We start from the raw sequence: 13765 nt of genomic DNA, 5'->3' as shown, positions 1-13765 counted from the left end.
AACATGGAGCCGCACCATTATGGCGCCGAGGCAGGGCGGACGCCGTTTGACCCGGGCCGCGATTCCATGTCGGCGCTGCTCATCAACGCAGCGTTGGCGGCCGGCAAGCCGGTGTTTGGGATCTGCCGCGGGCTGCAGGAGATCAATGTTGCGCTTGGCGGTACACTGGTGGACCAGCGCGATGCCACCGACCAGCCCAGCTTGCAGCACCATGCGCCGGAGGATGCATCACTCGAGGAAATGTTCGCCCATAGCCACAGCGTCGAGATCGTGCCGGGCACGCCTCTGGCCGACATTGCCGGCGCGCAGTCAATCGACATCAATAGCGTCCACTTCCAGACCTTGGGCCGACTGGGCAAGGATCTGGTGGTCAATGCGCGGGCCGCAGATGGCGTGGTGGAAGCCGTTTCCGCGACTTCGGGGGCGGCGACAATTCTTGCCGTGCAGTGGCATCCGGAGTGGCGCCCCGAGACGCGGCCGCATGATCTGGCGTTCTGGCGCAAGGTCGGTGAAATCGCGCGCAGCGCTGCTTGTCGATAAGATTTCATTATAGTCAGAATTTTGAAAGGGAATTGGACACCGGTCCCGAAACGCCTTTGATTGTTGGATCAAACAACCTAAGGGCCACTATGACCGACAAGAAATTCTATCTCAAATTCGTCGATGCGAAGGTCCAGGGCATCATCACACTTTATTGGGACAACGCACCCGAAACCTGTGAAGCCCTTTGGAACGCGCTTGAAACGCCCATTCAGTGGCAGGCGACCCATGCCATGTTCTCGGGTCCAGAGATCATGATAGGCCTGCCCGAGACGCACCGCAATTTTGACCCAACCGCGCTGCCCCCGGAAAACCAGACCGTATTGCCCGAGCCGGGCGAACTGCTGTGGTTCTACCAGCCCAAGAACTTCTTCAAGATTGACCCAAGCGAGTTCTGGGAAATCGGCATGTTCTATGGTGTGGGTGGCCGCACCTTTGGCCCGACGGGTTGGATTCCATGCACCTATTTCGGCAAGATGACCGAAAATCTGGATGCTGTTGCCGAGCAGTGCCGCCTGATCCGCATTGAAGGCGCCAAGACCGTCGAGCTCGGTCGACTCTAGCAATTCGGGCCCGGGACCTGAGGCGGCTATCGCGCCGCAGGTCGCGCCCAGGGCCTTAACACGATTTCGTCTCGCGATAGACCCGGGACGAAACGCACGCCAGCGCCGCACAGCAGCCTCTTGGCGCTGATAGAACCAGTTCAACAAGGGAGACGACCAATGAAAGCTATTTTCGGTACGACTGTTCTGAGCCTTTCCGCACTGCTCAGCACGACTGCCTTCGCGCAGGATAACTCGATCACCATCAACTCCTTCGGTGGCGCGTATGAAACGGCGCACCGCGCCTGCATCATCACCCCGTTCGAAGAGGCAACCGGCGCCACGGTCAATGTCGTGACAGCATATTCGGCTGATGCGTTCGCGCAGTTGCGGGCCCAGAAGGATGCGCCGCAGTTCGACGTGATCCACTTCTCGGGTGGCCAGGAAATCGTCGGCGCGGCTGAGGGGCTGCTGGCACCGATCGATCCGGCCGGCCTGAGCAACGCCGCTGACCTGTACGACTTTGCCGGCGCCAATATGGCCAAGGGTGAAGGCCCCGCCTACTCAATCGCTGCCATCGGCCTGGTGTTCAACACGGAAGCGCTCAGCACGCCACCGACACAGTGGACCGACCTGCTCAACCCGGAATTTGGTGAACATCTGGTGCTCACCGACATCTCCAATGGCTATGGCATGCTGGGCTTCCTGATGCTCAACCAGGTACAGGGCGGCAGTCTGGAAAACATCCAGCCCGGTCTGGACGCCGTAGCCAAGCTGCTCGACGCCGGCGCGATCGTCGTCTCGACCTCGCCTGAAATCCAGCAGGAATTCGCCCAGAACGACGCCTGGATTGCACCCTACGCCTCGGACTACGCCTTCACACTGCGCCAGGCCGGCCTGCCATCGGGCTTTACACAAGGCGCCGAGGGCACGCCCGCCAGCTACATCACCACCAATCTGGTGGCTGGTCGTGACAATACCGAACTGTCGCTGAAGCTCATCGACATGTCGATTTCGGCAGAGGCGCAGGAGTGCTTTGCCGAAGCCCTGCGGTATTCGCCGACCAATGCCAAGGCCGAACTCAGCGATGAAGTGGCTGCGGACGTTGCCTATGGCGAAGAAGGCGTGGCCGGCCTGATCCGCTTTGATCCTGCCGTGATCGAAGCCAATCGCACGGCTTGGGTTGAGCAGTGGAACAAGACTATCGCTCGCTGAGCCGAACCATTTGCCCGCCAGATGGGCGGTGAATGACAAGTCAGCAATCCGTGCGTGGTACTCCCCACTCGCTCGGATTGCGGCCTCTCCAGCCCAAGATGGGGAGGCCAACCGCCATGCGCCAGACTGCTTTGCAATCGGCGTGGAACCATGGTTCGACTCGTCCGCGCTGGGCGACTACAAGAATTGAACACCTGGCACGATCACCGTGTGCCCCGGGAGGTCCGCACTGAATGAACGACCGCACAGAGAACCTGTTGCTGGCCCTGCCCGGAATCTTGTTGTTGGGGCTCGCCTTTTTCTTGCCAATCGCGCAAATGCTGATGTTGAGCATTTCGGGCCCTGACGGGCCAACCCTGGCTCATTTTGCGCGCTTCCTGTCGGACCCCTATTACCTCAATATCCTGTGGCGCACGGTGCGGCTGTCGCTATTGATCACGGTGATCTGTGCGCTGATCGGCTTTCCGCTGGCCTATATCATGACCAAGGTTGGCCCCACGGCACGCCTCTGGTTGGTGGTGATCGTCATTCTGCCGCTGATGACCAGCGTGGTGGTGCGGACCTTTGGCTGGATGGTGCTGCTCAGCCGCAGCGGCATGATCCCTGAAATATTGCGCGACATGGGCCTGGTGGGGCGCAGCTTTGCGCTGATGCAGACCGAGGCGGCCATTGTCATCGGCATGGTGCAGGTGCTGCTGCCTTTCATGACCCTGTCGATCCTGGGTGTCTTGACCCGCATTGATGGTCGGCTTGAAGAAGCGGCGCGGACCATGGGGTGCTCGTTCCTGCAGACCATCCGCACCGTCGTTCTGCCCCTGGCCCTGCCTGGCATTGTGGCCGGGTCGCTGCTGTGCTTTACGCTTTCGGCCAGCTCGTTCGTGACCCCCAATCTGTTGGGTGGCACACGCATTCAGGTACTGGCAGCCTCGATCTACAAATCGGTGACGGCCACGCCGGACTGGCCCTTTGCCGCCGCCCAGGCCGTCATCCTGTTCGTCGGCATCCTGCTGGTGCTGGTGCCCTATATCAAACTCACGGGGACCAGACATGGTTAGAGCTGTTCCAGGCTGGCTGCGGATTGCTGGCTATGTGTTTGTCGTGCTCACCGCACTGATCCTGCTGGCGCCGCTGATCGTGGTGGTTGGCGTGTCGTTGTCGGAGAGCCAGTTCATCGCCTTCCCGCCCAACGGACTGAGCCTGCGCTGGTATCAGGAAGTGCTCTCGTCCAATGCCTATCTCAATGCGGGCTGGATCAGTATCCAGATAGCGCTGATGGTGACGCTGCTGGCGACATTGATCGGCGGCGCGGCGGCTATCGCCATTCACCGGCGGCAATTGCCGTTTTCGGATCTGCTGGCGACGGTGTTCCTGTCGCCGCTGGTGCTTCCCACCATCATCTATGCGATTGGCATGCTGATGTTCTGGAGCTCGGTGTTTGGGCCCGTCTCTCCCCTGGTGCTGGCCCTCAGCCACACCGTGATTGCCCTGCCCTATGTGGTGCGCACCACGCTGGCGGTGCTGGAAGAGTCCGATCCCTATCTGGAAGAGGCCGCCCGCACCATGGGCGCTAATCGCCTGCAGCGCCTGTGGTTCGTGGTGGTGCCGCAATGCATTCCCGGACTGGCCGCAGGGGCGTTTTTTGCCTTCAACATCTCCTTCGACGAGGCGGTGCTGTCGCTGTTCCTGCGCGGCCCGACGCTGACCACCCTGCCCGTCCAGATCTACGGACAGCTCGAATTTTCGCCCGACCCCTCCGTTGCGGCGGTATCCACCATCATGATTGCCTTGACCATTGTGCTGATCTTCGTGATCGACAGGATGCTTGGCCTTACCCGATTTGCGAGTGCCTGACCCATGGCCAATGTTCGTCTGACCAATATCCGCAAATCCTTCGGCAAGACGCAGGTGCTGCACGGCATCTCGCTTGATATCGCATCGGGCGAGTTCATCTCGCTGCTGGGGGCTTCGGGCTGCGGCAAGACCACCCTGCTGCGCATGGTGGCCGGGCTGGAAAGCGTTACCGCCGGGGGCATCGAGATCGACGGTCGCGATGTGACGTCCCTGCCGCCTGAGCAGCGCGACATCGCCATGATGTTTCAGTCCTATGCGCTGCTGCCCCATCTCAGCGTGGCCGAAAACGTGCGGTTTCCGCTGCGCATGCGCGGCATGGGCACCCGCGAAGAGCAGCGCGAAAAGGTCAAGGCTGCGCTGGAAACCGTGCAACTGGGTCATCTGGCCGAACGCAAGCCGCGCCAGCTCTCGGGCGGCCAGCAACAGCGCGTTGCGCTGGCCCGCGCCATCGTTTCGCAGCCCAAAGTTCTGTTGCTCGACGAGCCGCTGAGCAATCTGGATGCCCGGCTGCGCGAAGACATGCAGGTTGAACTGATCGAAATTCACCAGCGCCTGGGACTGACCACGATCTTTGTGACGCATGATCAGGAAGAAGCGCTGAGCCTATCGGACCGCATCGTCTTGCTCAATGCGGGCAAGGTGGAACAGCAGGGCACGCCTGACGAAATCTACAACCAGCCGGCAACCGGGTTTGCGTCCAATTTTATCGGCTCGGCCAACCTCTTGCCCGCCGAGATCATTGATGGCCCCCAGGGACCGGTCGCCAGGTTCGACGATGGGCAGACCCTGGCGCTGGAGCCGCAGGTGGCCACGCGCGGCAAGGTGACGCTGGCGCTGCGACAGGAAGATCTGACGCTGAGCGCCGACGGCACCGGGCCCAGGGCCAGGGTGCGCACGCGGGTGTTTCTGGGCGCCCGCAATCGCTATGTCATGACATTGGCCGGCCATCCGCTGCGGGCCCTGACGGCCAATGACCTCGAATTCGGCAATGGGCAGGACGTAACCCTGGCCATCGACCCGGCGCGAATCCGCGTCATTCACGACTAATTTCTGATCGGGAGTTCAGCATGAGCTTTGAAACACGCCTGTTTATCAATGGCGACTATGTCCGCGGTCAGGGTCCGGCGCTGGCAGCACATGAGCCGGCCACCGGCAAGGTGCTGGCTGATGTGGATTCGGCCGATCGCGCCCAGGTTGATGCTGCAGTGACGAGCGCACACGCCGCCTTTGCCAAGTGGGGGCAGACCGCGCCCAAGGAGCGCAGTCTTGCGCTGATGCGGATCGCCGATGCCATCGAAGCGCACTCACACAGCCTGGCCGATGTGGAATCGGCCAATGCGGGCAAGCCGTGGCGCTATGTGCAAGCGGGCGAATTGGCCAATGTTGCCGACGTGTTCCGCTTCTTCGGTACGGCCGCGCGCAATGTGCCCGGCATTGCCGCGAACGGTTTTCGCTCCAGCCGGCACACCAGCATGATGCGGCGTGATCCGCTGGGGGTGATCGCCTCCATCGCACCCTGGAACTATCCGCTGCTCATGGCCGCCTGGAAGATCGCGCCAGCGATTGCGGCTGGCAATACCGTGGTCATCAAGCCCTCGGAAAACACACCCCTCAGCCTGTTGCTCCTGGCCTCCATCCTGGCCGAATTTCTGCCGGCCGGCGTGGTCAACGTGATTTGTGGCGACGGCCCGGAAGTGGGGCAGAGCCTGATCACGCACCCGCTGGTGAGGATGATCTCGTTGACCGGCGATGTCCGTACCGGCCGGGCCGTGCTGAAGGCGGCTGCAGGCGAGAACATCAAGCGCACGCATCTCGAACTGGGCGGCAAGGCGCCGGTCATCGTTTGTGCCGACGCTGATGTGGATTCTCTGGTGGAAACCTTGCGTGAAGCCAGTTTCTACAATGCCGGGCAGGATTGCACGGCGGCCTGTCGCATTCTGGTCGACAAATCCATCGAGCAGGAAGTTACTGACAAGCTGTCGACCATGATTGGCTCGCTGGTGTATGGCGCGCCTGAGCGCGACGATGTCGAATTTGGGCCGCTGATCACCGGCGCACAGCGCGACCGGGTGGCCGGGTTTGTCGAACGGGCGCGCGGTGACGGCGCTGATATCGTGGCGGGTGGCAATGCCGTCAGTGGGCAGGGTTATTTCTACGAGCCCACGCTGGTTTCGGCGCCGATCCAGTCAGAGATCGTGCAGAAGGAGGTGTTTGGGCCGGTACTGACCATCACCGCGTTCGATGAACCCGGCACGGCAGTGGAATGGTCCAATGCCTCGGAATACGGGCTGGCCTCCTCCGTCTGGTCGCGCAACAGCGTGCAGGCGATGAACATTGCCAATGCGCTGCAATACGGCGTCACCTGGGTCAACACGCATGGCGTGTTCGCCACCGAGATGCCGCATGGTGGCATGAGAAATTCGGGCTATGGCTCGGACCTCTCCATGCAGTCGCTGATGGACTACACTCAGATACGCCACATCATGATCGCCTCATAACGGCGGCAAACAAGGCGTTCGCGCATGGTAAAATCTGACAGAGGCAGCGCTCTGCGCATCCTCGATATGGTTACCTTCATCGCCCTGGCGCGGCACCGGCACTTCGGCCGGGCCGCGGCGGAACTGCATACGACCCAACCGGCCATTTCCATTCGCCTGGCGGCAATGGAAGAAGAGTTCGGCTGCCGCCTGATCGACCGGACCGGCCGCAAGTTTTCATTGACGCCCGGCGGGCAGAAAGTGCTCGACACCTTTCAGGCGATCCTGAGTTCGTATGAGGGTCTCAAAAGCGAGTTGGCCGACGACACCGCCCTCACCCCAAAAGTGGTGCGGATTGGCGCCATCGACTCGGTGTCGGCGACTTGGATGACGCCGTTTGTGGAGGCGCTGCACGAGGCGGCGCCGACCCTCAAGATCGAACTGACAGTTGAGGGTACGAAGAACCTCATTGACGGGATGAACAAGGGCGAATTCGACGTCATCTTCGCCCTCGATCCGGCTATCGGCGACGACTTTCGCAGCTTCACCTCCTGCGTATTGCAGATGACCTGGGCGGGCTCGCCCAAGATCATTGATCCCGACCGCTCCTATAGCGTTGACGATCTGGCGAGCCTGCCGATCATCACCTTCCCCAAGAATACGCCTCCCTACAGGATGATCGCTCCCTATTTTCAGGACGAGCAGGTGCTGGCGAGCAAGCTGACCAGCTCCAACTCGCTCTATTCGATCATCAGTCTGCTTATTGACGGATTTGGGGTCGGTGCCATTCCGACCGTTACCATCAGGCGCGAGCTCAAAATGGGGCTTTTGCATCCCATCCGCGTGGCTAAGCACTTTCCCGCCATGCCCATTATCGGGTCGTATCAGGCAATCAGCGAGAAGGACCTGATACGGCGCGTCGTGGAACAAGCCCATCGGAGTGCCACCTTGTACTGCGCCACTGTCGACCCGAGCATGGCCTGGGTAGAGTAGCAGCGGAAGCCCGACCGGAAGAACGGCAAATTGGGGGATATCGGCCCAAGGCGACCTGTCGCGTTCACTGGTACGATGGCATCAGCTCAGGAGTTCTGGTGCGTTGCCGGGGCAATTGAAGTCCGGTCGGATACCGGACGTGTCCATCTGTCATGGCCGCAATTGGGGCAGGTCACGGGACCGGGCTGCCCCTGAATTGTGCCGCACTGCATGCAGACCAAGGCCTCCTCCGGCGCGGCATCGGGGGTAATTTCGACCGGATGCTCAATCTCCCAGGGCGGCACGATGGGCAGCCCCTGGCGGCCGATCGTGCCGCTTTTGAAGATGGTGAGCGTGCCGTCCGTTTCGACATAGGCATGTTCGACCTGACCGAGGTGTTCAATGCCGTTCTGGCGCAACTGCTGGAACAGCTCACTGGTGCTCAGCGCTGTGCTGTCGGCAAAGGTGGAACAGATCACACCCCGTCGAATGGCTTCCTCCGGCGTGCCGTCGATAACCCGCTGCGCCCGTTTGCTGCGGGCCATGAGCAGATCGAGCGCCTTGTTGATCAACACGACAATCGTCACCACCAGCAGGGCATGCAGCAGCGGCACGTCCGGATAGAACATGACGTCGCCGACCGCCGAACCAAGGGCGATGACCAGCAGGAATTCCACAGTCGAGAGCTGGCCGATGGTGCGGCTGCCCAGCCACCGCAACAGCACAAGCATGTAGAGGTAGATAATGAGCGTCCTGGCGAGGATTTCCAGGAAGAACAGCGGCGGCTCCTCGCCAAGAAGCATCCGCTGCAGGTCAAACGCGTCCATTTTTCACCCCGGTCCGATCCACGTCCATCACCCTGCCCGCTCCATCACCCTGCCCCCGGTCGGGCCAAAGCCGCCGGTCCTAGCGGCCCGATGGCGCGTGCGCCGCTTCCAGTGCCGGTACGATTGCGGCGTCCAGATCCTGATCGGGCAGCGGCACATAGCCCTGGCCCATCAACCAGTCCCGGACGATGACGTTGACGGCGTCGTTATATGACATCGTCCCGCGCGGCGGCTCATCGCGGTGCGCGATGAAGCGCTTGATGCCGTCGAGCAAATCCTGGTCGAGCGCGATATCGGTCATTGCTGCGCCGGTCCCCGGTTGCGTGGACGCGGAGGCGCCGTGCCGTCATGGGCGTAGCTGTTGGGACCAATGTCGGGGCCCGTTGGCGGGTTGGCGCCGCCCGGATGCGGGATCGTGTCGTAGTTCTCTTCGGTGGAGGGATGGGGGTCGGCAACATCATTGCGGACAGCGGTATCCTCGCCAGTCGGCAGGCCGTCGCGGATGATGTCATGCCCGGGTTCGGGCCGGGCATTGCCAGCGCCGGTCGCTTGTGTTTCTGAGCCGGCGCCGGGGTCATGGCTAGCTGCGGCTTTGGCGCGATTGTGCGGCGTGTTCGACATGAGATCCTCCTGAAGGAACAATTCCCATATCAATGCCGCACCACGGCATCGGTTGCGGCGGCAGGCGCGGATTCAGCGCTGCAGGCGTTTGGGGCGCCGATCTGCAGTGGTCATGAATTGTGGTGCGCAGCATCAAAGCTGCCGGTTTTGGCGTGAATGGCGTGCAATGGCGCTGTGAGGGACCACCGGATGCCGTCGGGGAGGTAGGTAAGCTCACCTTTGCCCGATACCGCCGATGGCGCCACGCGTTCCAGCACGATCGAGCCGAACCCCTTGTTGGCCGGCGTTGCAACCGGCTTGAGGGCGCCTAATTCTGTCCAGGTCAGCTGGAACTGGTCATCTCCGCTGACGGACCAGGAGATCTCAACCGAACCAGCCTCGCTGGAGAGCGCCCCATATTTGACGGCATTGGTTGCGAGTTCATGGAACGCCATGCCCAGATATTGCACCGCAAAGGGCTGCAGGGAGATGGCGGGGCCGGACATGCCGACGCGCTCCTCGTGGCCAAAGGCGCGAACATGGGCCAGCAGCAGTTCGAACAGACTGCTTCCCTTCCACTCGCCATTGACCAGCAAATCGTGCGAGCGCGACAGCGCCATAATGCGCTCTGAGACCTGGCGGGCAAACTCCACACTGTCGGTTGCCCGGGTGCTGGTTTCGCGCACCATGGCGTTGATCACGGCAAACTGGTTCTTCACCCGGTGATTGACCTCGCGCATCAAGGCATTGATGCGTTCCTCGCTCTCTTTCTGCGCCGTGATGTCCCGCGCCACCTTGGAGACGCCGATGATCGTACCGTCCTCCTCTCTGATGGGAGAGATCGTCAGCGACAGCGGCAGCCGGCTGCCATCCTTGTGCAATCGCACGGTCTCGAAGTGATCGACCACTTCGCCCGCCCGGATCCGCGCCAGGATCTCGACCTCCTCATGCAGCCGTTCCTTCGGAATCAGCATGGTGATCGATTTGCCAACCGCCTCCTCGGCATCATAGCCGAACAGGCGTTGGGCACTTTCATTCCAGGTCGTGATGATACCGGCGAGGTCCTTGCTGATGATTGCATCATGGGACGACTTCACCAAGGCGGCCAGATGCTGCTGGGCGCGCTTGGCCAATTGCTGCGAGCTCAAGTCAACCAGCGTGCTGACCGCCCCAAGCATCGTGCCATCGCTGTCATGGAGCGGGGTAGGAAAGGCCATGAAGGGTACACGCGTGCCATCAGGACGCTCGGCCACGGCTTCGGCCCCATGGATCGCGCGTTGCTCGTTGATAGCGATAGCCATCGGGCTATCCCCATGCGCCATTGGCCTGCCATCGGTATGGTAAAGGCGCCAGGAGCCGCACCAGCGCACCGTCCCCAGTTCAGGACGGACGCCCCACAGGGTTGCGGCGGCATCATTGTAGGAAACAATGAGGCCATCAGCGTCCGTTGTGTACACCGCCACGGGCAAGGCCCGCAGTGAGGCGGCGGCCAGGCGGATGTCGAGAGGGTTGGAGTCCAACATTCTGCTGCGCACTCGGGGTTGGTCAATGCACGATTGATAGCGCCTATTGGCTCTATTGCAAGCAACCGGTTGCCGGGCCTCAAGCCAGGCAGTGCCGCACCGCGGCGGCGGCCAAAGCTCAACATCGAGTACCCATGCCAGAGCACAGCCGAACCCATGTGCTGATTACGAAACCCGGTGCGCTAACCTTGGGCCAAAGGTGACGGCTCCTGCTCGCATGCGCTTCCCAGCAGGAACGGAAAGACGGGCTCAGGTTTGCCGTCGCGCGGCATCGGCAGGTTGATCGGCGAGCGCGCCGCTGCCTCGGCCAGGCTCGCCAACGCCTCGGGTGCCATGCCGATCTGCTTGAACTGGCTTGTGTCCGTACCCCGCGGCAATTGGCGCAGGGCCCTGGCGGCCCGTCCGGCGTGCCGCGCCGCGGCCTGCCATTTTCTTTCGCGGATTTTCACCCCGGTCGCCGCCAGCATGATCAGTCCCTTGAACAAGGCGCGATCCTGAACATTGCCCCTGGCGGCCAGCCAGATCGGCTCCCACGCCTCATGCGCTTCCCAGTAATAGCCATGATTGAAAAGATCGATGCCCCAGGCAAGGGCGTCGCCTGGCGCGACGGCGTCCTGCGCCGGCGGCGCGGCATCGTGCTGGTAGCTGTGCCCGGTGGCTTCACGCACCGGATGGGGCTGATGGCCGCCTGGCAGATAGGCGTAGGCGGGAAAGGTCCTGCGCGGCAACAGGCGCGGTCGAGGCGCATGGCCCATGGTCTGCTCTCCAGTCTCGGCGCCAGCACGGCGATGCACTGCCGATTGCCAATTGGCCAAGCTGCGCACGCTCCCGGCACGTGGCGCTTTTGATTAGGGACAACGCGCGCCCTGCCCCTATGGTCGCGACAAGCGCCACAAAACGCGAGTCGACCGTGTCTGATCAAAACACATATCCAGCTCAATCTCGTCCGATTTTATTGTCCGTCGGCAGAGGCATATTGTGCAAATGCCCCAATTGCGGTGTGGGCAAGCTGTTTTCTGGCTTTCTTTCGCAGAATGCCCGCTGCCAGCACTGCAACGAACCGCTGGGGCGCTACGATGCCGGCCTGCTGACCGCGCTGCTCGTCGGGCTGGTCATTGTCCTGATTTTTGCCGGCGCCTTTCTGGTCATTGAATTGGCCGGTGGCACCAGTCCATTATATTACCTTGTGATCCTGTTGCCCATTTCGGTTGCTGCCTCCCTGCTGGTCATGCGCCCGTGCAAAGGCGGCCTGATTGGTCTGTTGTGGGCGTTACGCGCCAATGACAGGCTGGAGCGGTAAGTCGGTCCGGCTTGAAATGGCTTTCGCGATTTGCCGGCTCCTGCGATAGAACACACCGATAATCGTCAGCAGCCGGGAGCCCGGCTCCCCCTTGCCGGAACGATCCGGGGATAGCGCCTGTATTGACCAGAGTGAAGATTGAGCGCGGCACTGCGGATTACTGGCGCGCCTCGGCGGCGCTGTTCCTGGCGGCCTTTTCGGTGTTTGCCGCAGTTTATTCGGTTCAGCCATTGCTGCCGATCTTTGCCATTGAGTTCGGCCTCGACGCCGCCGGCAGCTCGGTGGCCCTGTCGGCAACGACGGCGACACTGGCGCTGTCGCTGGTGCTGGTCGGCTGGCTGGGCAATCGCTTCAACCGCAAATCGCTGATGCTGAGCACCATGCTGGCCACAGCGGCACTGGTGCTGGCGGTGCCGGCAAGCGGCGACTGGACCAGTCTGGTGGTGGTGCGGGCCCTGCTGGGCATCGCGGTTTGCGGCGTGCCGGCCATCGCCATGGTCTATCTGGCCGAGGAAATGTCCAATGCGGCGCTCGGCCTGGGGATGGGATTGTTCGTCGGCGGTTCGGCGCTGGGCGGGATGAGCGGGCGATTGATGGTCGGATATCTGGCCGAGATGGTGAGCTGGCGGGCGGCCCTGACCGCGCTGGGCGTGCTGATCCTGATCAATGCACTGGTGTTCCTGCTGCTCTTGCCGCCCCCAAAGACGCCACGCGCGCGCACCCTCACCCTGCCCGAGCTGGGCGCAAATATGCGCGCTGTCTTGTCGGACAAGGCGCTGCCCCTGCTGGTCCTGTGCGCGTTTCTGATGATGGGCGGGTTTGTGGCGATCTACAATTATGTCGGCTTTCGCCTGCTGACGCCCCCCTACAATCTTGACCATGGCCAGATCTCGCTGGTGTTCGTGGTGTATCTGGTGGGAACGCTGGGTTCGGCATGGATGGGGGCACTGGCGGGACGGCTGGGCCGCCGCAAGGTGTTCTGGCCACTGATCGTGGTCATGCTGGCCGGGCTCGCCATTACCCTGCTGCCGCCGCTATGGGCAATTGTGCTGGGTATGGCAGTCATGACCTTCGCATTTTTCGGCGCGCATTCGATCGCCAGCGCCTGGGTGGCGCGGCGGTCCCAGAATGCGCGGGCGCAGGGCAGTGCCCTCTACCTGCTGGCCTATTATGGCGGCTCCAGCGTGATCGGTACGCTGGGTGGTTATGGCTGGAGCATCGGGGGCTGGCCGGGCGTTGTCGGCTTCACCGCCATCGCCTTCGGCGCTGCCCTGCTACTGGCCTGGCGGCTGTACCTGCTGCCACCCCTGATCATCACCGCCGACTGAGCAGGCTGCATTTCCTGTCGATCTCGCCGCTTTGGTGCGATAGCGTCCTGTGAGCATCGTTTTTCCGGACCAGCCATGTCGAGTGAGCTTCCCCATCATCGCCCAGTTGTCCGGGAGCTGACCCGGGCATGAGCAATGGTGCGGCCGTTTCGCAGCGCTATTTCCGGCTGAGCGCGCTTAACTCACTGGTCGGCTTGCTGCTGTGTGGTGCAGGGGCGGCGTTCGTCGGGGGCACGGCATCGGACCTGCAGGCCAACCGATTGGGTGCGGCGGCGCAGGAAATCCTCAATGTGCAGGCTGAGGCGCTGAACGGGGCCTTGGACAAATATCGCATGCTTCCCGTAGTGCTGGGGCATCGCCCCGATGCCGCTTCGCTCTATGCGCCGGGCGCCGATGTGGCCGCGACCCACCGGATCGCGCTGCAGGCAGCGGCGCTTTCGGGCGCGCTGGATGTGGTGTTCCTGCGCCCCTCCGGCGCGGTGCTGGCCCGCGCGTCAGGGGCCGCCAAGGATGTGATTGCGCCCAGTTCGCCATTGCTGCGCGCGGCCTTGCAGGGGCGGCTGGGCCGCGATGAGCGCGTGCTGGACGAC

16 protein-coding genes are annotated in these 13765 nt (G+C 62.3%); 11 read left to right on the top strand and 5 right to left on the bottom strand.

All coding sequences use genetic code 11. The annotated features are described in order from the left end of the window. The 8 genes from Q8O80_RS06075 to Q8O80_RS06040 form a co-directional block, all read left to right on the top strand. A partial coding sequence (locus Q8O80_RS06075; RefSeq protein WP_305577987.1) for a gamma-glutamyl-gamma-aminobutyrate hydrolase family protein occupies positions 1-540 on the top strand: 540 nt, incomplete at its 5' end. A gap of 89 nt (positions 541-629) precedes the next feature. After that, entirely contained in the window at positions 630-1103 is a 474-nt protein-coding gene (locus Q8O80_RS06070) for a DUF3830 family protein (protein ID WP_305577985.1), read from the top strand. A 159-nt stretch (positions 1104-1262) separates the two neighbouring features. Beyond that, entirely contained in the window at positions 1263-2297 is a 1035-nt protein-coding gene (locus Q8O80_RS06065) for an ABC transporter substrate-binding protein (RefSeq protein WP_305577983.1), read from the top strand. A 233-nt stretch (positions 2298-2530) separates the two neighbouring features. Further along, positions 2531-3352 (top strand): ABC transporter permease, encoded by an 822-nt coding sequence (locus tag Q8O80_RS06060; protein WP_305577981.1) that lies wholly within the window; start codon positions 2531-2533, stop codon positions 3350-3352. Next, a complete protein-coding gene (locus tag Q8O80_RS06055; protein ID WP_305577979.1) occupies positions 3345-4148 on the top strand; it encodes an ABC transporter permease in 804 nt (267 codons plus the stop codon). The genes Q8O80_RS06060 and Q8O80_RS06055 overlap by 8 nt, the downstream gene beginning before the upstream one ends. A 3-nt stretch (positions 4149-4151) precedes the next feature. Continuing rightward, on the top strand, positions 4152-5195 hold the full coding sequence (locus Q8O80_RS06050; RefSeq protein WP_305577977.1) for an ABC transporter ATP-binding protein: 1044 nt from the start codon (positions 4152-4154) through the stop codon (positions 5193-5195). Between the two features lie 20 nt (positions 5196-5215). After that, entirely contained in the window at positions 5216-6646 is a 1431-nt protein-coding gene (locus Q8O80_RS06045) for an aminobutyraldehyde dehydrogenase (RefSeq protein ID WP_305577975.1), read from the top strand. A gap of 24 nt (positions 6647-6670) precedes the next feature. Next, the gene (locus tag Q8O80_RS06040) at positions 6671-7618 is read left to right on the top strand and encodes a LysR family transcriptional regulator (protein ID WP_305577973.1); all 948 of its coding nucleotides are present in this window, start codon (positions 6671-6673) and stop codon (positions 7616-7618) included. Between the two features lie 86 nt (positions 7619-7704). On the opposite strand, the gene Q8O80_RS06035 is transcribed toward Q8O80_RS06040, so the two are convergent. From Q8O80_RS06035 to Q8O80_RS06015, 5 genes are all read right to left on the bottom strand, one after another. After that, on the bottom strand, positions 7705-8424 hold the full coding sequence (locus Q8O80_RS06035; RefSeq protein WP_305577971.1) for a DUF421 domain-containing protein: 720 nt from the start codon (positions 8422-8424) through the stop codon (positions 7705-7707). A 79-nt stretch (positions 8425-8503) separates the two neighbouring features. Continuing rightward, positions 8504-8725: a hypothetical protein gene (locus tag Q8O80_RS06030; protein WP_305577969.1), complete on the bottom strand. Its 222-nt coding sequence runs from the start codon at positions 8723-8725 to the stop codon at positions 8504-8506. Then, on the bottom strand, positions 8722-9045 hold the full coding sequence (locus Q8O80_RS06025) for a hypothetical protein (RefSeq protein ID WP_305577967.1): 324 nt from the start codon (positions 9043-9045) through the stop codon (positions 8722-8724). Before Q8O80_RS06025 ends, Q8O80_RS06030 begins: the two co-directional genes overlap by 4 nt. 110 nt (positions 9046-9155) lie before the next feature. Then, positions 9156-10547: a PAS domain S-box protein gene (locus Q8O80_RS06020; protein WP_305577965.1), complete on the bottom strand. Its 1392-nt coding sequence runs from the start codon at positions 10545-10547 to the stop codon at positions 9156-9158. A 182-nt stretch (positions 10548-10729) separates the two neighbouring features. Beyond that, positions 10730-11362 carry a DUF309 domain-containing protein gene (locus Q8O80_RS06015; protein ID WP_305577963.1) on the bottom strand — a complete coding sequence of 211 codons (633 nt, stop codon included), beginning with the start codon at positions 11360-11362 and terminating at the stop codon, positions 10730-10732. 95 nt (positions 11363-11457) lie between these two features. Here Q8O80_RS06015 and Q8O80_RS06010 point away from each other — a divergent pair, with 95 nt between their 5' ends. The 3 genes from Q8O80_RS06010 to Q8O80_RS06000 all read left to right on the top strand — a co-directional run. After that, positions 11458-11847 carry a DUF983 domain-containing protein gene (locus tag Q8O80_RS06010; RefSeq protein ID WP_305577961.1) on the top strand — a complete coding sequence of 130 codons (390 nt, stop codon included), beginning with the start codon at positions 11458-11460 and terminating at the stop codon, positions 11845-11847. Between the two features lie 131 nt (positions 11848-11978). Then, positions 11979-13175, top strand: coding sequence for an MFS transporter (locus Q8O80_RS06005; protein ID WP_305577989.1), 1197 nt, complete (start codon positions 11979-11981; stop codon positions 13173-13175). Between the two features lie 128 nt (positions 13176-13303). After that, positions 13304-13765, top strand: a 462-nt coding sequence (locus tag Q8O80_RS06000) for a hypothetical protein (protein WP_305577959.1), incomplete at its 3' end; no start/stop codon positions are given.

The sequence above is a fragment of the Devosia sp. genome (assembly GCF_030689745.1).
GTDB lineage: Bacteria > Pseudomonadota > Alphaproteobacteria > Rhizobiales > Devosiaceae > Devosia > Devosia alba.
This window is presented reverse-complemented; position numbering and strand designations above follow the sequence as displayed.

Bases quoted from the DNA above. Each gene is read 5' to 3' on its own strand.
- Q8O80_RS06020 (WP_305577965.1), bottom strand. From the start codon at position 10,547: ATGTTGGACTCCAACCCTCTCGACATCCGCCTGGCCGCCGCCTCACTG.
- Q8O80_RS06055 (WP_305577979.1), top strand. From the start codon at position 3,345: ATGGTTAGAGCTGTTCCAGGCTGGCTGCGGATTGCTGGCTATGTGTTT.
- Q8O80_RS06060 (WP_305577981.1), top strand. From the start codon at position 2,531: ATGAACGACCGCACAGAGAACCTGTTGCTGGCCCTGCCCGGAATCTTG.
- Q8O80_RS06040 (WP_305577973.1), top strand. From the start codon at position 6,671: ATGGTAAAATCTGACAGAGGCAGCGCTCTGCGCATCCTCGATATGGTT.
- Q8O80_RS06025 (WP_305577967.1), bottom strand. From the start codon at position 9,045: ATGTCGAACACGCCGCACAATCGCGCCAAAGCCGCAGCTAGCCATGAC.
- Q8O80_RS06050 (WP_305577977.1), top strand. From the start codon at position 4,152: ATGGCCAATGTTCGTCTGACCAATATCCGCAAATCCTTCGGCAAGACG.
- Q8O80_RS06035 (WP_305577971.1), bottom strand. From the start codon at position 8,424: ATGGACGCGTTTGACCTGCAGCGGATGCTTCTTGGCGAGGAGCCGCCG.
- Q8O80_RS06045 (WP_305577975.1), top strand. From the start codon at position 5,216: ATGAGCTTTGAAACACGCCTGTTTATCAATGGCGACTATGTCCGCGGT.
- Q8O80_RS06030 (WP_305577969.1), bottom strand. From the start codon at position 8,725: ATGACCGATATCGCGCTCGACCAGGATTTGCTCGACGGCATCAAGCGC.
- Q8O80_RS06065 (WP_305577983.1), top strand. From the start codon at position 1,263: ATGAAAGCTATTTTCGGTACGACTGTTCTGAGCCTTTCCGCACTGCTC.
- Q8O80_RS06070 (WP_305577985.1), top strand. From the start codon at position 630: ATGACCGACAAGAAATTCTATCTCAAATTCGTCGATGCGAAGGTCCAG.